Genomic DNA, 22,213 nt, shown 5'->3' on the forward strand with positions numbered 1-22,213 from the left:
CCATGACACAACAAGTAACGCTTCCACGTCCTGAATATCCCCGCCCTGACTTTGTTCGACCAGAGTGGATCAATCTGAACGGCCAGTGGCAATTTGAAATTGATCATGGCAAAAGTGGGAAGGAACGCGGATACCCTGTTAACGAACATAATCTCTCAGGGACAATTACTGTGCCCTTCTGTCCGGAAAGCAAGCTGTCCGGTGTAGAATACAAAGATTTTATGGCTGCCGTATGGTATAAAAGGGAGTTTAATATGCCGGAGAACTGGATAAATGGCAGAGTTATCCTTCATTTTGGCGCCGTTGATTATATGGCAGAGGTCTGGGTGAATGGAGTATCCGTAGGTACGCATCGCGGAGGATATACTCCGTTTAGCTTTGATATTACTTCTAATCTTTTACCGGGCAGTAATGTGATTACTGTATATGCTGAAGACGACGTTCGATCGGGACGACAGCCGCGGGGCAAGCAGAGTGAACAGTTCCATTCGCATGGCTGTGATTATACACGCACAACCGGAATCTGGCAGACGGTATGGCTTGAGCAAGTGCCTGAAACCTATCTGTCTACTATGAAAGTTATCGCTGATCCCGACAATAGCTGCGTACATCTGGAAATGAAGGTACAAGGGAACGCAGCGGGAGATATACTTAGCGCTACTGCTCTTTATGGCGGCAAATCCGTTGGGGACAGCAGTGTGATTGTTTCCGGGCTCTCTATAAAACTTACGATTCCACTGACAGAGATTCACTTATGGGAAGTTGGAAACGCCAGATTGTATGACCTGAAGCTGTCTTTGCATAGTCAGGGACGGGAGAGTGATGTCGTCCATTCTTATTTTGGACTCCGCACTGTACGACTGGATGGGATGAAATTCCGGATCAATGGAAAATCCGTATTTCAGCGGTTAGTGTTGGATCAAGGTTTCTATCCGGAGGGAATCTATACCGCTCCTACTGATGAAGATCTGCGCAGAGACATCGAAATCTCGATGGGGCTTGGTTTTAATGGTGCGAGACTTCACGAGAAGATTTTTGAGCCGCGTTATCTTTATTGGGCTGACCAATTAGGTTATCTTGTCTGGGGAGAACATGCCAATTGGGGGTTGGATATTACTGGAGCGGATAGTCTATCGCACTTCCTGCCGGAATGGCTTGAAGGTATGCAGCGTGATTTCAATCATCCTGCGCTGATCGGCTGGTGTCCTTTTAATGAGACCTGGGACCGGGACGGTGTGAAACAGCATAACGCTGTGCTCCAGATTGTTTATGACGTATCAAAATGTATGGATCCAACTCGTCCGGTAATTGATACGAGCGGTAACTTCCATGTGGCTACAGATATCTTTGATCTTCATGACTATGACCAGAATCCGCAGACGTTCCGGGAAAGATATGAACCGATGAAGCATGGCGGTGAAGTATTTAATACCTTCCCGGCTCGCCAAACGTATGAAGGTCAACCTTACTTCATCAGCGAATATGGCGGAATTTGGTGGAACCCACAGCAGAAAGATGAGAAATCATGGGGGTATGGGGACAGACCGACCTCAGAGCAAATGTTTATCGAACGCTACGAGGGGCTGACGAATGTACTATTGGATCATCCGCTGATGTTTGGATTCTGCTATACCCAGCTGTACGATGTGGAGCAGGAAGTCAATGGACTGTACACTTATGACAGACAGCCGAAGTTCGATCCGGAGCGTATCCGCCGCATCAATGCGCGCAAGGCTGCAATTGAAGATTAGAGGCGCTACGTAACTATTCATTCGAAAGGAATGTGATAGATTATGAAAGTGAATTTCCGGAAAAAATGTCTGGTCGCCTTAAGTGTCCTTCTTATTCTTCCAATGGGGAAGGCGACCCTTGCAGTCTCTGATCATAATGACTTTTACAACGTGGTTATGCAGGACGGGGCGGACCCATGGGTATATAAACATACAGACGGCTTCTATTATTTCACCAAAACAACTGGCGGTAATGTTACCCTCTGGAAGTCAGCCCAGTTGACCACTATTGATGCAGCGCCTACAAAAGTTGTCAACACGGGCGGAAGCGGTATCTGGGCGCCTGAGCTGCATTATATAAACGGAGCTTGGTATATTTACTATGCGATGGACGATGGAGATAACGTCAACCACCGCATGCATGTAATGGAGAACACAGCGGCAGATCCGATGCAGGGAACTTGGCAGTATAAAGGCCAGATTACAGATTCAAGTAATATGTGGGCTATAGACGGTACTGTACTGCAAGTGAACGGCGAGCTGTATTTTATCTGGTCCGGCTGGGAGGAGAATGTCAATGTGCGGCAGAATCTCTATATCGCGCATATGAGTAATCCCTGGACTATTGATTCCGAACGCGTAGAGATTTCAAGACCAACGTATAGCTGGGAAACGAATCATTCCCCATATGTGAATGAAGGACCGCAGGTGATTATAAATGGAGAAGTCATTAGTTTGGTCTATTCGGCAAGTGGAAGCTGGACCAATGATTATTGTCTGGGACTGATCACCGCAGACATCTCCAGTAATCTGTTAAATCCGGCATCATGGCATAAACGCATTCAGCCTATCTTTTACTCAGGCAATGGACTTTACGGACCTGGACACCATTCGTTTACTAAGTCTCCTGACGGCCAAGAGGATTGGATTATGTACCATGTCGCCAAATACAATAACGCAGGCTGGAACCGCGAGGTGCGGATGCAGCAATTCAGCTGGAATGCTGATCATACCCCTAATCTGGGTATTCCTGTTAACCCTAATCTTCCGATAGCTTTACCTTCAGGTGAAACCATGCATACCCGCTACGAAGCGGAAAAAGGGGCGTTTGGCGGTATTGCCTATGCTTCTTCTAGTCCCAAGGGCTCGGGTGGACTGAAGGCTGGCCATATTGATACGCCGGACAGTTACGTGGAATTTTCAGTTGATGCGGCAGCCGCAGGCGAATATATTCTTTTGGCTCGAACGGCGAATGGAACGGCTGGCGGGAATTGGTCGGATTTTCAGCTGAGTGTCAATGCAGGACCATCCAGCCCATTTTATATCACCAATAAAGGGTGGGAGAATTGGGGGCTGTCCACAGCACGGATTCAACTGAAGGCAGGCATGAACAAGCTTCGTTTTACCAAAGGCGATGGTTACGGAGAAATTGATTTCATTGATATTAAGCCATTGTGAATCGAACAAACCAAAGAGACCTATGAAATGGCTTCCGGTTTTCCGGAGGTCATTTTAGGTGAAAGGACCTGTTGGTGTAATTGTTTTTCATCTCATTAAGAAGTAAGATTAGGATAATTATTAGGATACAAGGAGAGCTGATTTGTGCTGGAACTTAGCTTAAACGACCCGGAAAAATTAGTCAAAGTAACGCATGCATTATCAACTCGTTCTAGGGTTGATATTCTTCGGCTCTTAAACTCCAAAAACTTAAACATTATTGAAATCGCTGAGAAGCTGAAGCTTCCAGTGTCGACAGTAGCCAGCAACATCAAAGTATTAGAAGCAGCAGAGTTAATTCATACAGAATTGCTTCCGGCTTCACGCGGGGCGATGAAAGTCTGCAGCCGGAATTATGATGATCTTCATATTGCCTTGAATCTGAAAGAACCAATGTCAAAGGGATTAACACATGTCTATGAAGTAGAGATGCCAATCGGTCATTATAGCGACTGTGAGGTATCTCCTACTTGCGGGATGGCTAATAGCGAGGGTCTTATTATCAAAGAAGATGAACCGTCGAGCTTCTATCACCCAAAACATGTCAACGCTCAGCTGATCTGGCTCCGCAAAGGATTTCTGGAATATTTGCTGCCTATGGATATCCCCTCCGGAGCACAAATTGAATCGCTTGAATTATCAATGGAGATCTGTTCCGAAGCTCCGAATTATGACCAGAATTGGCCTTCGAACATTTCCGTATGGGTGAATGGTTCCGAGATCGGCATGTGGACCAGTCCTGGTGATTTCGGTGACCGGCGGGGTAAGCTGAATCCTAATTGGTGGTGGGATGGATCCACACAATACGGGTTTCTCAAGACCTGGCGTGTTGACAATGAAAAGACGACGCTTGATATGGAGAAGGTGTCGAATGTTTCCTTAAATGATCTTCTGATAAACCGGAGCCCCAAATTGCGGCTGCGCATCGGAATCAATCCTGATGCAGTTCATCAGGGCGGACTGAACCTGTTCGGGCGCCAGTTTGGTGATTATGAACAACATATTATGATGAAAGTAAAATATACAATGGATCAGGATGAAGTAGAGCTTTAGCTTAGGAGATGAACAAATCAAGGGGGGCCTCGGAAACGAATCTTCGTATCCAAGGAACCGCCTTGTTTTGTTCGTTCTGGATGTAAAGTCAGAGTGTGCGCCTTAGGGCGGCACGCTGAAGGGTGATCATCCAGTCAATGGACGGCTCAACCAGCGGGTGAAAGAGACGTTTAACTGACGGCTGAGCCAGCAATATGGTGAATAATACGGCGGTGAGCAGCAGAACCACTGCCCCAGCAGCATTGCCAATATAGGTGTAAATATCGGAAACAGCGGCCAGACGAACGATAAAACCATGAAGCAGGAAGACATACAATGTGCGGCGCCCGCAGTCGGTCATGCGGCTCGCTCCGTAAGGTACAAGGCCGAGGAAAGCGAGCGAAGCGACAATTTGTAGTCCGTACAGTCCCAGGCGGTATACGCCTGCATACCATACATTGGCATCAAGCTGCATATAGGTCATGTTGCCATATAACCAGCCTAAGGGGAATCCCGCACCCCATCCTGCCATGACGGCAAAGAGTATAATAGAGGCAGCAGCTGCAATGATTTTGATATATTTCTGATAGAGCTTGACGAAGGTTTCGAACGAAAAATGATAGCCGATAACGAAAAAAGGCAAATATACAAAGGTACGGCTGATGCTGAACCATACACCGTCCAGCTGGAGATATCCGACAGCCACCCCCGCTGTTACAGTGAAGAGGAGCTTAGCGGTTACGGACCATTTGCTCATTCCGAGCATCAGGAGGCGCCAGCAGGCATGACTGGCCAGAAACCACAGGAGCAGATAGGGTGCGAAAATGGAATGCTGGATGTTACTTACGTGAAAGAGAGAAACGTCGAGTGCAGAATATAAGCTTTGAAAAATGAGGTATTGCAATCCAATTTGCAGCAGCATTTTGCGGCCGGTAGTTCCGGCAAGGCTTTTTCTGGCGAAATAGCCGGTCACCAGTACGAACAGCGGCATGTGAAAGCTGAAAATCCACATATATAATCCGTGTATTCCGCCTATTTTGTTAATCAGAGGTTCAATTGCATTACCGGCAAAAACAGTGATCATAAGCATAAAACGCAGGTTGAGAAAAAAGATTCCTCCGCGCGCTTCCAGCGAGTTTCCCCCTACCATGATTTAGCCTCCAAGTTGTGCTGTATGCAAATTGATTAATTTAATTTTAAAATACAAGATTTTCTTCAATTGAATTGTGAATTAACTCACTTTTGAAAGCGTTATCATAAGTATCAAATGTGGCGATGTGTTGAAGGTTGTTAGAATAGTGGGTTTCTACTATAATTTTCTTATATGCAGTAACATCCGGGAGTGGAGCATGTTGAAGAAAAGAATAACTAAGCGTCGTATTGGTTTAATTGTAATAATCATTCTTGTTGTAGCCGGATTGCTGTTGTGGAGATATTTAACGCCGTATGCACCGGCTCAAGAAGCCGAAACTGCACTGATTTCAAGTGGTGGAGTTACCGTCGAACAGAATGATAATTGGATCTCGTTCGAACCTTCCATCACTAAAGGCGCCTCGATTATATTTTATCCTGGGGCTTTGGTTAAACCGGAAGCTTATTCCCCTCTTGCGAAGAGCGTCGCTGCTGAAGGGCATCCCTTCTACATCGCCAAAATGCCGTTTAATTTAGCCGTAACCAAGGGTGATGCCGCAGAAGAGATCATTCGTGTGCATCCGAAGCAGTCATTTGTGCTGGGTGGACATTCACTTGGGGGTGTTATGGCCTCACGTTACGCAATTCAGCATGCGGACCAGCTGGAAGGTGTGTTTTTCTTAGCCTCTTATCCAGATGACAAAGGAAGTCTGCGAGAGACTACTTTGTCAGTGTTGTCGGTTGTGGGTACTGAGGATCAAGTGATTGACAGAGACAGTTACAACAAAGGCCGTTCCTATCTGCCAGATAACACAGTTTATAGTTCAATTATAGGTGGGAATCACGCGCAATTTGGCAGCTACGGGCCTCAGAAGGGGGACGGTGAAGCCACAATATCTGAGGAAGAGCAGCAGAGTCGCACAGTAAGTGCCCTGTTGGATTGGCTGGGAAATCTGAGGTAGCTATGGCTCATTCAACAGAGGGAGGAAACAATTCATGCCAGTATTACACATTAAAGATGAATGCGTTCCCTGCACCGGAATATTGTTCGATAAAGACGGGACGTTATTGGATCTATTAGCCACTTGGGGGAATTGGGCCGAGCTTGTACTGTGTGGAATGGAAAATCAGCTTGCGATTATGGAAACCGATTTTATCGTGGATCGGAGTAAAGTGCTGGGTACCCAGCATGATGCTGCAGGAAAGCTGATTGGTTATGATCCGGCAGGGCCGCTCACCATGGCTACAGAAGAAGAAAGTTATGGTGTGCTTGCATGGCAGCTGTATGCTGCGGGTGTTCCTTGGAATGAAGCGTTGACCCGTGTAAAGAGTATAGCTAAGGACGCTATGTATGAATTACGCAAACGCCGCACGGCACAACCCCTGGAAGGGCTTCTTCCTTTTCTGGAACAGTGCGCGGCTGCATCACTCAAGCTAGGGGTGGTTACCTCAGATGGCGCAAAGACCACTCAGGAGCATCTGGATTGGCTTGGTATTGCTCATTACTTCCATTCGGTAGTTACAAGAGACAGAGTATTAAACGGAAAACCCGCACCTGAAATGGCTGAATTAGCCTGCCGGGAGCTTGGGCTGTCTCCTGAAGTGACGATTATAATTGGTGACAGTAATGCAGATATGCAATTGGGTAAAGGTGCAGGCTTACGCCTCGCCGTTGGAATCTCCAACATGGGTGATGGGAATCACTTGATTGACGCAGATGTGATTATTTCTAGCTTTAATGAGCTAAGGATCACCTACTGATCAGCATACTAATGGAAAGGATGTGCTACAACAAATGGATCAATTGCAGACACTTGCTTCTTGGATTAAAGACTGTGACAACATCGTTTTTTTCGGAGGGGCAGGTACATCAACCGAGAGTGGGATTCCGGATTTCCGCTCGGCAGCAGGATTATACCAGACTCAGCACAATTCACCTTATCCGCCTGAAGTGATGCTGAGCCGTACTTTTTTTATGTCCTCACCGGACATTTTTTTTGATTTTTACCGTAGTAAAATGCTTCATCCTGATGCTCGTCCAAATGGTGCGCATCAGCTGCTTGCAGAATTGGAACGGCAGGGCAAGCTTAAGGCAGTGATTACGCAAAATATTGATGGCTTACACCAGCTGGCGGGTAGCCAAAAGGTACTTGAGCTGCATGGTTCCATTCATCGTAACTATTGCATGGACTGCTCACGTTATTACGGGCTGGATCAGCTTCTGGGTACCACTGAGATCGTCCCTCACTGCCCCGACTGTGGTGGCATTATCAAACCAGACGTTGTGCTTTATGAAGAAGAACTGGACCATTCGTTGCTGATTAGTTCTGTCGAAGCGATAGCCGCTGCAGATATGCTAATTATTGGTGGAACTTCTCTTACAGTTCAGCCTGCGGCTAGTCTGGTCACTTATTTTCGGGGCAAACGCACGGTGCTGCTGAATGGGGACCCCACCCCTTTTGATGATCAAGCTGATCTTTTGATTACAGACCGGATTGGGAAAGTACTTGGAAGTGTAAAGGATATGCTTGGTTAGAGGTTCTCATGGCTTGTCTTTTGTCAGATTATTATTGCGCTCAGAAGTTTAAAGATAAGGAAGAACGAAGTAGCGCGCAATGAGAGGCAGGGATAAGCAATGGTATATGTAGCAAGTGATGAACGGTATGTAGAGATGTGTTATAACCGTTGCGGGAACTCAGGTCTTAAGCTTCCGGCAATCTCATTAGGACTATGGCAGAATTTTGGTGGAATTGATCCTTACGAGAATGGCCGAGAAATGATCACCCGTGCCTTTGATCTTGGAATTACTCATTTTGATCTGGCCAACAACTATGGACCACCAGCAGGTTCAGCAGAAGAACTGTTTGGAAAAGTGCTTGCTAGTGATATGGCTCCATATCGAGATGAAATGGTAATTTCAACGAAAGCAGGGTATAACATGTGGCCCGGCCCTTATGGAGAATGGGGTTCGCGTAAATATATGCTGGCCAGTCTGGATCAGAGTCTGAAGCGGCTGGGCCTAGATTATGTTGATATCTATTATTCGCACCGGCCGGACCCGGAAACACCTCTTGAAGAAACCATGCAGGCGCTTGACCATGCTGTCCGTTCCGGCAAAGCTCTGTATATAGGATTATCTAACTATACCGCGGAGCAGACGCTCGAATCGATTAGAATTCTGAATAGTTTAGGAACACCGCTCTTAATTCATCAGCCTAGTTATTCTATGCTCGATCGCTGGATTGAGGGTAGTTTACAGGATGTGCTGGAACAGAGCGGAGTTGGCAGTATCGCTTTTACACCTTTGGCTCAAGGATTGTTAACCAATAAGTATTTAAATGGAATCCCAGAAGGATCAAGAGCGGCCAAACCCTCTGCTGCGTTAAATGAAAGCCGGATAACACCGGATGTGAAGCGCAAGATCCACGCGTTAAATCAGCTTGCTGTTTCAAGAGGCCAGAGTTTGGCGCAGCTTGCACTAGCTTGGACACTACGTGATGGGAGGATTACTTCTGCATTGATAGGGGCTAGCAGAATTAGTCAGATTGAAGAGAATATAGCTGCACTTCAGCATTTGGAGTTCTCGCAGGCAGAATTGGATCGCATTGAGACTATTCTTCAAACAGGGAATGGAACTTGATGAAGACGCGGGTGAAGGGATGAGCGACATCAATGGAGTTGCTTCAAGATGAGAACAAGGTGAAAGAGTGGGCCGAAGCCAACTCGGGATCTATGGGCTTAAACAGGTCGAAGATTGAGGCTAAGTATATTTGGAATCCTGGAGGGTTTGTAAACCAATCTTATCGCATAACGGATGGTCAATCCTCTCGTCATTTAAAACTCTCGCAAGTACAAAAAGCAGCAGGACTTAAACAGTGGGTTAAGATCAGTGAACATTTGACTTATAATTACAAAGCACCACGGTTGATTAGGGAGATTACACAAGAAATAACCTCTGGTTATTCTTATGGTTTAGTATTTGATTTTATCGAAGGTAAACCATTAAGCTCCATTTCCGATCCACTGCCAGTGATTGAAAAGGTTCTGAGGTCACTTCATCAATTACATGGGGATAAAGAGATTAGGCTGGCAGTTGCAAGTGAAGATAAGAACTACAACTATGCCGCCGCATTTACTGACGAATACATCAATCGATTTGAAGAAGATCTGCAAATTATTAGAGCGGAGAAGCATTTGCTAGACTTCGTAACGGCGGACACTTTAGAATGGTTCGATACAGAAGTGGAAGCTTTGAGAATAATGGTTAGTCAGCACCCTTCTTTTCAGAGAAAGGCGTCCGACATCGTACACAATGATGTGAATTGGCAGAATATCTTAGTCAATGATCCTAATGAATTTTGGATCATTGATTGGGATGACCTAACGGTATTTGGAGACGCTGCCATGGATTATTCCGTACTACTTTGGCCGCTCTATAAATCAAAAGATTGGACTTACTGTAGAGATCTGGTTATTGATTTAGCAGGCATTGCAATAATGGAACGGATTGAGTTTTATTTTAGAGCGAAGCTTCTTGATGATGTGATTGATGTTCTCGCTGACTATGTGGATGCGGAGCATGTGCCAGAACTGAAAGAAATGGCTCAGAAAAGGGCGAAAGAGATACATCTACGAGCTTACCCTGAATATCTGAATCAATATGCAAAATAACCGCAGCAAACTGAAAGATCAGCTTAAAAAAGGGATTCACATATTGGACTTGCCTAATATGTGAATCCCTTTTTTTAAGGCCTCCCTTACTCATTTGTCTTTTTTACATGTCTAGTCGTTGTGAGACGGTAAGCGGTGGGTGACTGAGCACAAAACCGTTTGAATTGGCGTGAGAAGTATAAAGCATCGGTGAGCCCTACGGATGCTGCTACCTGTTCCACGGACAGCTCGGGCCGTTCACGCAGCAGCTGTCTGGATTTTTCAATGCGCAGCTTCAGCAGGTAGGTCACCGGAGATAATCCGGTCTCTTGCTTAAATACACGGGATAGATAAGCCCGGTTATAGCCAAGAGTATCACACATTTGTTCAATGGATACTGGATGAGCATATTGGGAGGCCATGTAGTGGATCATTTGCTTCACAGTACGCTTAACCTGTGATTCAGCTCCAGGAAGACGGGAGAAGGAAGAGAGTAAATCTGCAGCTTCACCTACAATGAGATAAAGATACCCTAGAGAAGTCAGGTGGGCACTTTCTTTGTTTGCTTTGAAGGCTTGCATGATACTGGAAAGGGCACCTGGGATGACGCTATCACCTGTTGTAGTCACCACAGGTTTTTGAGGTGTAAAGCCTGTCTGCAGCACAAGGCTATCAGCCTCACTCCCTGTAAAAGCTGCCCAGCGATAGCACCAGGGCTGATCTTTATCCGATATATAACTGACCAGCTGTCCTGGATGAATAAGGAAGAAGTCACCTTTTTCCAGTGCATATTGATGATGTTCAGTACGGAAAACCCCTGAGCCAGACTCAATAAAGTGAAGCAAATAATAATCGTAAATCTTAGGGCCAGCTTGATGCATAGGAATCGTCTGACTCTGACCAGCAAACAGTACATGGAGATTTTGTTTATCGTAATACACGGGATTAGATCCTACGGAATAAGTATGCTCCATTTGAGACAGCCTTTCTTGTGTTATTGTAATTTTATGGCTTATAGTTTAAGGTGTGTTAATTATTTGTGTAATTATTATATTATGGGAAGTCACATTTATCCATACATTACACACATGATTGCATTATCAGAGGATGACTGATTCTATTATAATGAATACATAAAGAACGCTTTACTAATTCCCACTGGCTGAAGCAGCGAAAGGATGGAGTGGCATTAATGAGCACACAGGAACTTAACAAGAAATTCATCGAAAAGTACGGGGTAAGCGAGCAAGAAGCTCAAGTATTTTATGCACCAGGCCGTGTTAATCTCATTGGAGAGCACTTGGATTATAACGGTGGATACGTGCTGCCGGCAGCTTTGGAATTCGGAACAACTTTGATTGTGCGTCCACGCAGTGACAGCAAAGTGAATTTTGCATCTACTAATTTTCCTTATGAAGCATCAATTGATTATAGTGAAATTGGCAAGGCCAAAACCGGAGAATGGATCGACTATCCGGTTGGAGTAATGGTTGAATTGGAGAAGAAAAACACTCCGGTATCTAAAGGTTACGATCTGCTGTTCCATGGTGATATTCCGAATGGCGCAGGCTTGTCCTCATCGGCTTCTCTTGAAGTCGTGACTGCTTATGCTTTCCTGACGCTCGAAGGCGGCGACATGGATACCGTTGAGATTGCACTCTTGTCTCAGCGTGCTGAGAACCAGTATGTAGGTGTAAACTCCGGAATTATGGATCAGTTCGCAGTTGCTAATGGCAAACAAGATCATGCAATCCTGTTAATGTGCGATACGCTTGAATATAATCTGGTACCTTTCATCACAGGTGCTTACAAACTGGTTATCGGCAACACGAACAAACGCAGAGGACTTGTAGATTCCAAGTACAATGAGCGTCGTCAGCAGTGTGATGAGGCCCTGTCTATTTTGCAAAAAGAAGTGCCTTCACTAGCTTATCTGGCACAGTTCAATCGTGAACAGTTTGAAGCGCATCAAGATAAAATCACAGATGAAATTGTTAGACGCCGCGCTCGCCATGTTGTGGAAGAGAATCAACGTGTACTAGAATCCGTTGAGGTCTTAAAGAACAATGATCTGAAGCAGTTTGGACAGTTTATGAATGACTCACATACTTCCCTACGTGATTTGTATGAAGTTAGCTGTGATGAGCTGGATATTATGGTTGAAGAAGCACAGCGTATTCCCGGTACACTCGGTTCCCGTATGACTGGCGCAGGTTTCGGTGGCTGTACTGTATCCTTGGTACATGAAGATGATATAGAACGTTTCATTCGTGAAGTAGGCGAGGCATATACCACAAGATCTGGTTTGGTTGGTGAGTTCTACGTTTGCGGCATCGGTAATGGTGTCCAAGAATTGAAGGGAGTGTAATCAAATGGCAATTTTAGTAACAGGTGGAGCGGGGTATATTGGATCTCATACGGTAGCAGAGCTGTTGGAACGCGGCGAAGAAGTGGTAGTCATCGACAATCTGCTAACAGGGCATCGTGAGGCACTATTGGGTGGCAAGCTGTACGAAGGTGATCTGCGTGATAAGGAGCTGCTTGGCAAGCTGTTCGCCGAGAATGAGATTGATGCGGTTATACATTTTGCGGCAAGCTCATTGGTTGGTGAAAGCATGAAGGACCCTGTGAAATACTATGACAACAACGTATACGGCACACAATGCCTTTTGGAAGCTATGCAAAAAGCTGGCGTGAACAAAATCGTATTCTCGTCTACAGCTGCAACCTATGGTGAACCGGAAAAGGTGCCGATTGAAGAAACAGACCGTACCGAGCCAGCAAACGTATATGGCGAAACTAAGTTGACTATGGAACGCATGATGGCATGGTTTGATAAAGTACTGGGTATCAAATATGTAGCGCTTCGTTACTTTAATGCTGCAGGTGCACATGCTAGTGGCAAAATTGGTGAAGATCATCGTCCGGAAAGTCATTTGGTTCCGCTAGTATTGCAAACCGCTTTGAAGCAACGAGAGAGCATCGCCGTGTTCGGAGACGACTATCCTACAGAAGACGGTACTTGTGTGCGCGACTACATTCATGTTAGCGATCTGGCTGACGCCCATGTTCGTGCAGTAACTTATCTGCGTAGCGGAAGCAGCAGTAATATTTTTAACTTGGGAAATGGACTTGGTTTCTCGGTGAAACAGGTTATTGAAACTGCAAAGAAAGTCACGGGACTAGAAATCCCTGTAGTTATTCAAGAACGCCGTGCTGGAGATCCTGCTGTACTGGTAGCTTCCTCCGACAAAGCGCGTTCTATCCTTGGATGGAACCCGCAGCATGCGGACTTAGAGAATATCATTCAAAGCGCCTGGAACTGGCATTCTGCCAATCCGCAGGGGTACGGAGAATAAGGGGCTTTAGCATAGCTTAACTAGAGCATGAGACCCTACTTAAGGAGAATTGAAAATGCACAACGAGAATAAGGTTGCGTCTACTGACCAGAAAGCCTTACATGCGATTGAACAGCTAGTTCTGTTCGCACAACGTGAGCAGCTCATTGCTCCAACTGATGAAGACTATAGCCGTAATGTGCTGCTAGATCAGTTCGGATTTAGTGAGCCGTTCGTTGGCGAGGTCGATCAAAGTCCACTTACAGGTCCGCAGGTTCCACTGGATACACTGATTGATTATGGTTTTGAAATCGGATTGATTCCAGAGAATAGCGACACTTACCGTGACTTACTGGATGCTAAGATCATGGGACTCTTAATGGCCCGTCCATCAGACGTAAATGCGGAGTTCAACCGTTTAGCTGCTGAAAAAGGTATCTCCGCGGCTACAGATCGCTTTTATAAATTAAGCATAGATTCCAACTATATCCGGATGGACCGGATTTCCAAGAATGTCTACTGGCTGCAGGATTCGCCTTACGGTGATATCGAGATGACAATTAATTTGTCCAAGCCTGAGAAGAGCCCGAAGGAAATTGCTATGGCCCGTTTGCTCCCGCCGCCGGTCTATCCAAAATGTCTGCTGTGCCGCGAGAATGTGGGGTATGCTGGTCGGGTTAATCATCCGCCGCGTCAGAACCTGCGTGTCATTCCACTTCAGCTGAATAATGAGAAATGGCTCTTTCAGTATTCGCCATATGTTTACTACAACGAGCACTGTATTGTATTCCATCATGATCATGTGCCAATGAAGCTTACCAAGGATACCTTGAAGCGGCTGCTTAGCTTCGCGGAATCTTTTCCGCACTATTTTATTGGCTCGAATGCAGATTTGCCGATTGTGGGCGGATCGATTCTAACGCATGACCATTTTCAAGGTGGACGTCATACCTTTCCTATTCAGAAAGCGCCTAAGGAAGATACGTTCACGCATGCATCTTATCCGGGTGTCAGCATTAATATCGTAAAATGGCCTATGTCCGTATTACGTTTGAATGGTGTAGATCCGGCGGTATTGCTGGAGTGTGGTAATGCACTTTATGAAGCTTGGAAAGCGTATAGTGATCCTGAAGCAGAAGTATTGGCGTTCAGCGAAGCTGATGGTGAAGTGCAGCCTCATAATACCGTTACTCCGATCGTTCGTCGGGCAGAAGATGGCAGCTTCGAGATGGATCTTGTGCTGCGTAATAATCGAACTAACGAGCAATATCCGGAAGGGATTTTCCATCCCCATCGGGAGATGCACCATATCAAGAAAGAAAATATCGGCTTGATTGAGGTCATGGGACTCGCAATTCTGCCAGGCCGTCTGAAGGAAGAGCTTGATTCTATTGCGAGCATCCTTGCAGGAGATCAAGCGCTATTAGAATCGGTAAAGAATGATCCTAGTCATCCACTTGCGCAGCATGCTGCTTGGGTTCAGGAGCTTGTAGAACGTTTCGGAACGGCGTTGCAGCATGATGAAGCCGTCAAGATTGTGCAGAACGAAGTCGGCATCAAGTTTACTCATATTCTTGAACACGCGGGCGTCTATAAACGGACTCCGGAAGGGCAAGCTGCTTTCCGTCGTTTCGTGAAGAGCTTCGGCGCGTTGTAAGTTTGGATAGGGGATGTTCTTAAGGCCTTAGGTCTTAAGGATATCCCCCTTTTTTATGACGCTTGAAGCTACTCCATTTGAATGCAGCTATTCAGAGGTTTATAATACGAGTGGGCACAACATTCTGAAATAACTAATGGAGGTTTACACATATGCGTAATTTTGATTTTTATAATCCTACCAAGTTGATCTTTGGACAGGGTACGCTGGAAGCGTTGAAGACTGAGGTTCCTAAGTACGGTAAGAATGTATTGTTGATGTACGGTGGCGGTAGTATCAAGCGTAGCGGACTGTACGATAAAGTAATGGCTGAGTTGAGCGCAATAGATGCTGTGGTCACTGAACTCTCGGGCGTAGAGCCTAATCCACGCCTTTCCACCGTACATAAAGGTGTAGAGCTGTGTCACGAGCATAATATCGACCTCATCCTTGCTGTAGGCGGCGGTAGCGTATTGGACTGCGCTAAAGCAGTTGCTGTTGGGGCGAAATATGAAGGTGACATGTGGGACTTTGTTGAACGTAAGGCAGCTGCTCAAGATGCTCTCCCACTCGGTACAGTGCTGACGATGGCAGCTACAGGATCAGAAATGAACAGTGGCTCTGTAATCACTAACGAGGTGACCAAGGAAAAAATGGGCTGGGGCAGTATTCATGCATTCCCGGCATTTTCGATTCTTGACCCAGAGAATACCTTCACTCTGCCGCGTGATCAGACGGTCTACGGCATGGTGGATATCATGTCTCATGTTCTGGAGCACTATTTCCATAACGACACCAACACACCGGTACAAGACGGCTTCTGTGAGACTTTGCTACGTACGGTGATCGAAACCGCACCGAAGCTTATTGAAGATTTGAATAATTACGAACTGCGTGAGACGATCATGTACTGCGGAACAATGGCGCTTAACGGTATGGTTAGCATGGGTTTTGCAGGAGATTGGGCGACTCACAATATCGAGCACGCAGTATCAGCAGTATACGACATTCCACACGGTGGAGGACTGGCCATTCTGTTCCCGCAATGGATGAAATATAATATCGATACGGATCCTGCCCGTTTCCGCAAGCTTGCTGTAAACGTGTTTGGAATTGATCCTACTGGCAAGAACGATAAGGAAATAGGGCTGGAAGGAATTGCAGCGCTACGTAGCTTCTGGGATTCCATTGGTGCACCGAAGACACTCGCTGATTATGATATTGATGACAGCGAGATCGGCAGTATGGCTGATAAGGCGGTTCGTTTCGGACCGTTTGGTAATTTCCGCAAGCTTGACCGTGAGGATGTAGTAGAAATTTATAAAATGGCTCTGTAAGTAGATTCATCTACGAAAAAGACTATCAGTCTTTATTCTAGAAGACGTACTTGAAAGTCAAGGAAGCGATTCTCCTGTTATGGATGAATCGCTTCTTTGCGTTTATGCTCTACTGTGGATTTCTCCTCGACATCGTCCCCGATCTCCGCTGCTGCTGACCGCATTTTTCGTACGTTTATCCTCAGAATGGAACTTTTATGGGTGAATATCCAAAGTTTGTGAAACCAATGACCTACTTTATTCGTTTAAACTAATATGACAGTCCTGAATGAAGACAGGAGGAAGTAAATATGCAAACGCTGTATTTAGGCTGCTTGGCGCTAGGCGTCATATTTGCCATAGTCAGCGTCCTGGTGGGTGATGTGATCGGAGATGCTTTGCATGGAGTCTTTGATTTCGTATCCGTAGATTTTCTGAATCCCACCGTACTGGCAGGAGGAATAACCGTGTTCGGCGGAGCGGGCATTCTTCTAACCCGGTACAGCGCTCTGGAAGCTGGGGCGATCATTGCTTTGTCTTTGTTAGCCGCCGCTTTTTTGGGAGTACTTATGTATCTAGGGGTGGTTAAGCCCATGGAAAAAAGCGAAATGTCCAATGGTTTCTCAATGAGTGATCTGCCTGGCAAGATCGGGGAAATCACAATTCCTGTTCCCGCCACGGGTTATGGTGAGATTATGGTAAAGTTTGGCGCCGGCAATAGCCTGCATACGGCAGCAAGCTTTGATCATGAGCTGCTTCCGGCAGGGATCAAAGTTGTTGTAGTGGAGGTTAGAGAAGGCGTTGCATTGGTGTCAGAATTCGAAAAGAGAAGAGGAGTGGATCTTTAATGTTCGGTATTCCTGAGTATTTGTTAGTCCCTGCTGTTGTCGTTGCTGTTTTGTTTGTGCTAGGTATCGCATTCTGGGCACGTTACAAAACTGTTGGACCAGATGAAGGGATGATCGTAACAGGTTCGTTTTTAGGTAAAAATCACATTTCTGACGATGGATCTGGACGTAAGATTAAAATTGTTCGTGGGGGCGGGGCCTTTATCCTCCCTATCTTTCAGAAGGCTGAATTTATGTCGCTTCTTTCTCATAAACTCGATGTGATGACCCCGGAAGTATATACCGAACAAGGGGTTCCGGTTATTGCTGACGGTGTAGCGATTATTAAAGTGGGCAGCTCGACTGAAGATGTGGCGACAGCTGCTGAGCAATTCATGGGCAAACCGATCGAAGCACTGAAAAGTGAGGCGCAAGAAGTTCTTGAGGGTCATCTGCGGGCCATTCTCGGTTCAATGACCGTTGAGGAAGTATATCGTAACCGCGACCGTTTTGCGCAAGAGGTTCAAGGCGTGGCGGCACGTGATCTTAAGAAAATGGGTCTGCAAATTGTTTCGTTTACCATCAAGGATGTGCGAGATAAACATGGATATCTTGATGCATTGGGTAAACCGCGAATCGCTGCGGTGAAGCGTGATGCAGAGATCGCTGAAGCAGAAGCAGTGCGGGATGCGAGAATTCAAAAGGCAAATGCTGAAGAGCAAGGGCAAAAAGCAGAACTGCTGCGGGATACGAATATCGCCGAAGCCTCCAAGGAAAACCAGCTTAAGGTGGCTGCGTTTAAACGGGATCAGGACACGGCGAAAGCGGAAGCCGATCAGGCTTACCATATTCAAGAGGCACGTGCGAAGCAGACCGTTGTTGAAGAGCAAATGAAGGTTGAGCTGGTACGTAAGGAACGTGAAATCGATTTACAGGCTAAAGAAATTCAAGTTCGTGAGAAGCAGTACGATGCAGAAGTGAAGAAAAAAGCGGAAGCGGATCGTTACGCAGTAGAGCAAGCAGCGGAAGCCGATAAGGCGAAGAGAATGCGCGAAGCGGATGCCTTGCAATACAGTATCGAGACGCAAGCTAAGGCTACAGCGGAGCAGAAGCGCCTTGAAGGTCAAGCGATGGCGGATGCAGAGCTGGCTAAAGGTACAGCGGATGCTGAAGTTATCCGGTTGCGTGGTCTAGCGGAAGCGGAAGCGAAAGAGAAGCTGGCGGAAGCGTTCCAGAAGTTCGGGGAAGCCGCTGTGCTGGATATTATCGTCAAAATGCTGCCAGATTTGGCTGGACAAATTGCGAAGCCGCTGGCATCCATTGATAAGCTTACTGTTGTAGATACCGGTAATGGTGAAGGTGCAGCACGTGTCAGCAATTATGTAACACAGTTGATGTCTACGGCTCCTGAGATGCTGAAGAGTGTCTCTGGAATTGACGTAGAGGCCATGATCAAAGGGCTGACGACTAGATCCTCAGGGTCAACTGGAAGCAAGGCTGTTCCAGTCGCAACGGCAGCTTCCCTGCCAACTCCAGCAGCATCTATTGCACCGAGCAAAGCTTCAACTTCTGTGGCTGAGCAACCTGAAGAATAGTTAAAGCAATAACTACTAGAATGATTTAACTTAAGGTAAGCTCGGTGATTGCTACCGGGCTTACTCTAGGTTTCTAGGACTTAGCTATAGAATGGGAGAGGTGCGCGAGCGTGCAACTAATTTTAGACCATATCCATAAAAGCTTCGATGGTAAACAGGTGATTAAAGATGCAGATTTCACCTTTGAAAGAGGGAAGATCTATGGGCTACTCGGACGGAATGGAGCAGGTAAAACCACACTTTTCAATTGCCTAAGTGGTGAGATTCCAATGGATAGCGGGGCTGCCTTTATTGGTGAGAAGGATAGTACCCGTCCGCTTCGTGACGAGGACATCGGATATGTATTTTCCCTACCCATTTTGCCTGAGTTTCTGACAGGTTATGAGTTCGTTAAGTTTTATATGGACATTAACCGTGAGAAGATCGATCCGGATAAAAGCATTGAAGATTATTTTTCCATTATTAAGTTTGAGGAAGAAGATCGACACCGGCTGATTAAGGGTTATTCCCACGGGATGAAGAATAAAATCCAAATGCTCTGCTTTATCATTTCTCGCCCGCCTTTGATTTTGCTAGATGAGCCCTTAACTTCTTTTGATGTGGTTGTGGCTCTTGAGATCAAGAAATTGCTGCGTGAGATGAAGCAGGATCACATCATTATTTTTTCTACGCATATTTTACAATTAGCCGCCGATTTATGTGACGAGTTGGTTATTCTAAATCATGGAACCCTTCAAGAAATTCCGCGTGAGACTCTGCAAAGTCCAGAATTTGAGGAGCAAATTATAGCTTTACTTCAGGATGGCAACAATGATTAGTACACTTCGCAGCATTCAGAGGATTAGAGGTTCGTCCGGAGCCAATCGGCTGATTTACTATTTCAAGATGCTACCTGTTCTTGGCAAACTTTTAAATGGGGATATTTATTCTAACATTGCACTAAAACAACTCTTCGCTGGGATAGTACTTGCATTGAAGGTGGTGTGGGGGTTTTTAGGCAAGTTTGCCTATTTGGGAATTGTGATCTATTTGCCAATTGTCCTCACACACAAAGAATTGCCGCTCGCCGAACAGTATGCTTTGTTCTTACATATTTTTATAATTCTTAGCTTTATTGTGGCTGCGGTTTCGAATGTGTTTATATTAGAGCCCAAACGGGATAAATATATATGTGTGAAGCTGATGAGAATTCAGGCTAAACAGTATATGCATGCTACACTTTTGCTTAAAGGGCTAACGTTCTTTTTATATTTTATTCCGGCATTAACCGTGTTTGCGGGCATTTTTGGGGCCCCGTTGTGGCATGGCGTATGGCTTGTACTACTGTTAACGGCTTGGAGAATAGTCACCGAGGCGCTGAATCTTTGGTTTTTTGACAAAAAAGGAATTGTGTTAGTTAAAAAGATGAGCTGGGTATGGTCGGTGATTGGACTAGGTGCTCTATTTGCCTATATGCCCCTTTATCTAGGATATGCTTTCGTAAATGATGCGACAGGATTTAGTATCCCAGTGAGTCTTGTGATCGTTGTACTTGGAGGAATTGCAGCTGTGTATATTGGAAAATATCCTAACTACCGCAGCGCTGTAGACGTCGTTACCAAGATAGATGATCCACTGCTGGATATGAACCGGATGATGAAAGAAGCAAGGGTAGCAGATGTTCAGACCAAGGAGAAGGACTTTTCGTCGGAAGAACTTAAGGGGAAAGCTTTTCAAGGAAAAAAAGGTTACGCCTACCTGAATGCTATTTTTTTCTCCAGACATAAACGCTTGTTAATTCAACCCATCCAGAGACGCTTAATTATCATTGGTGTGCTCTTTATAGCGGCTGTTCTAATCATACTCATTTCGCCGGAGACTTCGTCTAAGTATACGACTTATCTGCTCGGTGGACTTCCCTTTTTTGTATTTATTATGAACTATACCTCTATAGGTGAGCGAGTGTGCAAAGCGATGTTTTATAATTGCGATCAAAGCTTATTACGCTATGGATTTTATCGTGAACAAGCTGCGATTCTGGACAACTTCAAGATTCGTCTTATTAAATTGAGTGGCTTTAACCTTATTCCTGCTTTGGCTATATGTTTAGCATGTACTCTGCTGTTTCTATTCTCGGGTGAGGATTGGGGGTTGAGGGATGCGTTGATTTTTTGGGTGACGATTCTGTGTCTTTCCTTGTTCTTCTCCGTGCATCACTTGTTCATGTATTATATTTTTCAACCATACAGCACGGAGCTCAATATGAAGAATCCATTCTTTTTTATCGTCAATAGCGTTGTATTAGGACTAAGCGTGGCTTCTATCGGATTCCCAAAAGGATCATCAATTTTTACACTAGTTGTTCTTGTGGGAACGATTGCTTATATGGTTATTGCCCTCACATTGGTATATAAGTTCTCCAGCAGAACTTTCCGGGTAAAATAGAACGCGGGTATCCTTCTAATATCGGAATGTTGATGATATGATGGTAACGAGAGTTTTTTAATCGTACCGTTTCATGTTGCGTTTGCTGCTTGGAAGTCAGGTGTTTAGAGATAAAAGAGGTGGCAATAATGAGTAGCATAACTGTAGCAAAGGTGTTAAATAACAACGTTATCATTGCGGACCATCCCCAATATTCCGAGGTTGTAGTGATTGGCAAAGGGATAGGGTTTAATCGAAAATTGCATGATCGGATTAACCTATCCGCTGTGGAGAAGATGTTTATTCTGCGCAGCCAGGAAGAACAGGAACAATATAAACAGCTTCTTCCCCAAGTGGATGAGAAGTTGATTGAGATTGTACATGAAATTTTGTTATATATTATGCAAAGCAGTAGTCAACCACTTAATGAGCATGTTCATATTGCACTCACTGATCATATCTCATTTGCTATTCGGCGTTATGAACAACATATCCCAATTCACAATCCATTTCTGTATGAGACTAAAGAGATTTATCCTGAAGAGTACAAGATGGCAGAGTACGCGATTGAGCGGATTAATGAAGGTATGGATGTGGAATTGCCTGTAGATGAGGTAGGCTTTGTGGCACTTCATATCGTTAGTGCGTTGAGCAACAGACAAATTTCTGAGGTTAGACAACATTCTCTTTTGATTGGGGATTTGATCGGAATCGTAGAGAATAACCTTGAATATCGAATTCCACGTGATTCACTTGATTATTCACGATTGGTGACTCATTTACGTTTTGTTCTAGAAAGACTGCGCCGTGGAGAATCGGTAAGGGAGACTTCAACGCTGGATAGTCTTATGAAACGAGAATATCCTGAAATGTATTCCTTGGCTTGGCAATTAACTAAGATTATCGAGAATCGAGTGCATATTCCTGTGTATCCAGCTGAGGTCAGCTATTTGACCGTTCACCTGCAACGTCTTGCCCAGAAGAAAGAAGACGAATTGGGTATGGAGACGAATGGTAAGCCGTAAAAAAAGCTTGTCACTTCAAAAAAACGGTGCTAC

19 protein-coding genes are annotated in these 22,213 nt (G+C 45.3%); 17 read left to right on the plus strand and 2 right to left on the minus strand.

The window, feature by feature from the left end:
- The first annotated feature begins 2 nt into the window (after nt 1-2).
- The 3 genes from CA598_RS11710 (at nt 3) to CA598_RS11720 (ending at nt 4,280) form a co-directional block, all read left to right on the plus strand.
- Complete coding sequence (locus CA598_RS11710) at nt 3-1,751, plus strand: glycoside hydrolase family 2 protein (protein ID WP_094870591.1); 1,749 nt, start codon at nt 3-5, stop codon at nt 1,749-1,751.
- A 42-nt stretch (nt 1,752-1,793) separates the two neighbouring features.
- Entirely contained in the window at nt 1,794-3,188 is a 1,395-nt protein-coding gene (locus CA598_RS11715; RefSeq protein ID WP_094876592.1) for a family 43 glycosylhydrolase, read from the plus strand.
- A gap of 144 nt (nt 3,189-3,332) precedes the next feature.
- A complete protein-coding gene (locus tag CA598_RS11720) occupies nt 3,333-4,280 on the plus strand; it encodes an ArsR/SmtB family transcription factor (protein ID WP_094870592.1) in 948 nt (315 codons plus the stop codon).
- A gap of 88 nt (nt 4,281-4,368) precedes the next feature.
- On the opposite strand, the gene CA598_RS11725 is transcribed toward CA598_RS11720, so the two are convergent.
- The gene (locus tag CA598_RS11725) at nt 4,369-5,409 is read right to left on the minus strand and encodes an acyltransferase family protein (protein ID WP_094876593.1); all 1,041 of its coding nucleotides are present in this window, start codon (nt 5,407-5,409) and stop codon (nt 4,369-4,371) included.
- Between the two features lie 199 nt (nt 5,410-5,608).
- Between CA598_RS11725 and CA598_RS11730 the strand changes: the two genes are divergently transcribed.
- From CA598_RS11730 to CA598_RS11750, 5 genes are all read left to right on the plus strand, one after another.
- On the plus strand, nt 5,609-6,352 hold the full coding sequence (locus CA598_RS11730; protein WP_094870594.1) for an alpha/beta hydrolase: 744 nt from the start codon (nt 5,609-5,611) through the stop codon (nt 6,350-6,352).
- A gap of 34 nt (nt 6,353-6,386) precedes the next feature.
- Nucleotides 6,387-7,151, plus strand: a complete 765-nt coding sequence (locus CA598_RS11735) for an HAD family hydrolase (RefSeq protein WP_094870595.1) — start codon at nt 6,387-6,389, stop codon at nt 7,149-7,151.
- Between the two features lie 34 nt (nt 7,152-7,185).
- The gene (locus tag CA598_RS11740; RefSeq protein WP_094870596.1) at nt 7,186-7,926 is read left to right on the plus strand and encodes an NAD-dependent protein deacylase; all 741 of its coding nucleotides are present in this window, start codon (nt 7,186-7,188) and stop codon (nt 7,924-7,926) included.
- Nucleotides 7,927-8,025: 99 nt separating this feature from the next.
- Nucleotides 8,026-9,030 carry an L-glyceraldehyde 3-phosphate reductase gene (gene mgrA / locus CA598_RS11745; protein ID WP_094876594.1) on the plus strand — a complete coding sequence of 335 codons (1,005 nt, stop codon included), beginning with the start codon at nt 8,026-8,028 and terminating at the stop codon, nt 9,028-9,030.
- Nucleotides 9,031-9,062: 32 nt separating this feature from the next.
- Entirely contained in the window at nt 9,063-10,061 is a 999-nt protein-coding gene (locus tag CA598_RS11750) for an aminoglycoside phosphotransferase family protein (RefSeq protein WP_094870598.1), read from the plus strand.
- 86 nt (nt 10,062-10,147) lie between these two features.
- Here the strand turns inward: CA598_RS11750 and CA598_RS11755 are convergent, their stop codons facing one another.
- Entirely contained in the window at nt 10,148-11,014 is an 867-nt protein-coding gene (locus CA598_RS11755) for an AraC family transcriptional regulator (protein ID WP_094870599.1), read from the minus strand.
- Nucleotides 11,015-11,232: 218 nt separating this feature from the next.
- On the opposite strand from CA598_RS11755, the gene CA598_RS11760 reads away from it, so the two are divergent.
- From CA598_RS11760 to glcT, 9 genes are all read left to right on the plus strand, one after another.
- Nucleotides 11,233-12,408, plus strand: coding sequence for a galactokinase (locus tag CA598_RS11760; RefSeq protein ID WP_094876595.1), 1,176 nt, complete (start codon nt 11,233-11,235; stop codon nt 12,406-12,408).
- Nucleotides 12,409-12,412: 4 nt separating this feature from the next.
- Nucleotides 12,413-13,399 (plus strand): UDP-glucose 4-epimerase GalE, encoded by a 987-nt coding sequence (gene galE / locus CA598_RS11765; RefSeq protein ID WP_094870601.1) that lies wholly within the window; start codon nt 12,413-12,415, stop codon nt 13,397-13,399.
- A gap of 55 nt (nt 13,400-13,454) precedes the next feature.
- Nucleotides 13,455-15,035 (plus strand): UDP-glucose--hexose-1-phosphate uridylyltransferase, encoded by a 1,581-nt coding sequence (locus CA598_RS11770; protein WP_094876596.1) that lies wholly within the window; start codon nt 13,455-13,457, stop codon nt 15,033-15,035.
- Between the two features lie 152 nt (nt 15,036-15,187).
- Nucleotides 15,188-16,351, plus strand: a complete 1,164-nt coding sequence (locus CA598_RS11775) for an iron-containing alcohol dehydrogenase (protein ID WP_094870603.1) — start codon at nt 15,188-15,190, stop codon at nt 16,349-16,351.
- 290 nt (nt 16,352-16,641) lie between these two features.
- Complete coding sequence (locus CA598_RS11780) at nt 16,642-17,178, plus strand: NfeD family membrane protein (protein WP_042186148.1); 537 nt, start codon at nt 16,642-16,644, stop codon at nt 17,176-17,178.
- Nucleotides 17,178-18,752, plus strand: a complete 1,575-nt coding sequence (locus CA598_RS11785; RefSeq protein WP_179281611.1) for a flotillin lipid rafts scaffold protein FloT — start codon at nt 17,178-17,180, stop codon at nt 18,750-18,752. Before CA598_RS11780 ends, CA598_RS11785 begins: the two co-directional genes overlap by 1 nt.
- Before the next feature lie 110 nt (nt 18,753-18,862).
- The gene (locus CA598_RS11790; RefSeq protein ID WP_094876597.1) at nt 18,863-19,570 is read left to right on the plus strand and encodes an ABC transporter ATP-binding protein; all 708 of its coding nucleotides are present in this window, start codon (nt 18,863-18,865) and stop codon (nt 19,568-19,570) included.
- Complete coding sequence (locus CA598_RS11795; protein ID WP_094876598.1) at nt 19,563-21,176, plus strand: hypothetical protein; 1,614 nt, start codon at nt 19,563-19,565, stop codon at nt 21,174-21,176. Before CA598_RS11790 ends, CA598_RS11795 begins: the two co-directional genes overlap by 8 nt.
- A gap of 128 nt (nt 21,177-21,304) precedes the next feature.
- On the plus strand, nt 21,305-22,180 hold the full coding sequence (gene glcT, locus CA598_RS11800) for a glucose PTS transporter transcription antiterminator GlcT (RefSeq protein ID WP_094870606.1): 876 nt from the start codon (nt 21,305-21,307) through the stop codon (nt 22,178-22,180).
- Nucleotides 22,181-22,213: the final 33 nt, after the last annotated feature.

The sequence above is a fragment of the Paenibacillus sp. VTT E-133291 genome (assembly GCF_002264395.1).
In the GTDB taxonomy this organism is placed as follows: Bacteria; Bacillota; Bacilli; order Paenibacillales; family Paenibacillaceae; genus Paenibacillus_AQ; species Paenibacillus_AQ nitricinens.

Excerpts from the sequence above, each read along its gene's own strand:
- galE (WP_094870601.1), top strand. The coding sequence starts at position 12,413 with ATGGCAATTTTAGTAACAGGTGGAGCGGGGTATATTGGATCTCATACG.
- CA598_RS11710 (WP_094870591.1), top strand. The coding sequence starts at position 3 with ATGACACAACAAGTAACGCTTCCACGTCCTGAATATCCCCGCCCTGAC.
- CA598_RS11795 (WP_094876598.1), top strand. The coding sequence starts at position 19,563 with ATGATTAGTACACTTCGCAGCATTCAGAGGATTAGAGGTTCGTCCGGA.
- CA598_RS11750 (WP_094870598.1), top strand. The coding sequence starts at position 9,063 with ATGGAGTTGCTTCAAGATGAGAACAAGGTGAAAGAGTGGGCCGAAGCC.
- CA598_RS11740 (WP_094870596.1), top strand. The coding sequence starts at position 7,186 with ATGGATCAATTGCAGACACTTGCTTCTTGGATTAAAGACTGTGACAAC.
- CA598_RS11780 (WP_042186148.1), top strand. The coding sequence starts at position 16,642 with ATGCAAACGCTGTATTTAGGCTGCTTGGCGCTAGGCGTCATATTTGCC.
- CA598_RS11730 (WP_094870594.1), top strand. The coding sequence starts at position 5,609 with ATGTTGAAGAAAAGAATAACTAAGCGTCGTATTGGTTTAATTGTAATA.
- CA598_RS11785 (WP_179281611.1), top strand. The coding sequence starts at position 17,178 with ATGTTCGGTATTCCTGAGTATTTGTTAGTCCCTGCTGTTGTCGTTGCT.
- CA598_RS11755 (WP_094870599.1), bottom strand. The coding sequence starts at position 11,014 with ATGGAGCATACTTATTCCGTAGGATCTAATCCCGTGTATTACGATAAA.
- CA598_RS11715 (WP_094876592.1), top strand. The coding sequence starts at position 1,794 with ATGAAAGTGAATTTCCGGAAAAAATGTCTGGTCGCCTTAAGTGTCCTT.
- CA598_RS11775 (WP_094870603.1), top strand. The coding sequence starts at position 15,188 with ATGCGTAATTTTGATTTTTATAATCCTACCAAGTTGATCTTTGGACAG.
- CA598_RS11735 (WP_094870595.1), top strand. The coding sequence starts at position 6,387 with ATGCCAGTATTACACATTAAAGATGAATGCGTTCCCTGCACCGGAATA.
- mgrA (WP_094876594.1), top strand. The coding sequence starts at position 8,026 with ATGGTATATGTAGCAAGTGATGAACGGTATGTAGAGATGTGTTATAAC.
- CA598_RS11725 (WP_094876593.1), bottom strand. The coding sequence starts at position 5,409 with ATGGTAGGGGGAAACTCGCTGGAAGCGCGCGGAGGAATCTTTTTTCTC.
- CA598_RS11770 (WP_094876596.1), top strand. The coding sequence starts at position 13,455 with ATGCACAACGAGAATAAGGTTGCGTCTACTGACCAGAAAGCCTTACAT.
- CA598_RS11760 (WP_094876595.1), top strand. The coding sequence starts at position 11,233 with ATGAGCACACAGGAACTTAACAAGAAATTCATCGAAAAGTACGGGGTA.
- glcT (WP_094870606.1), top strand. The coding sequence starts at position 21,305 with ATGAGTAGCATAACTGTAGCAAAGGTGTTAAATAACAACGTTATCATT.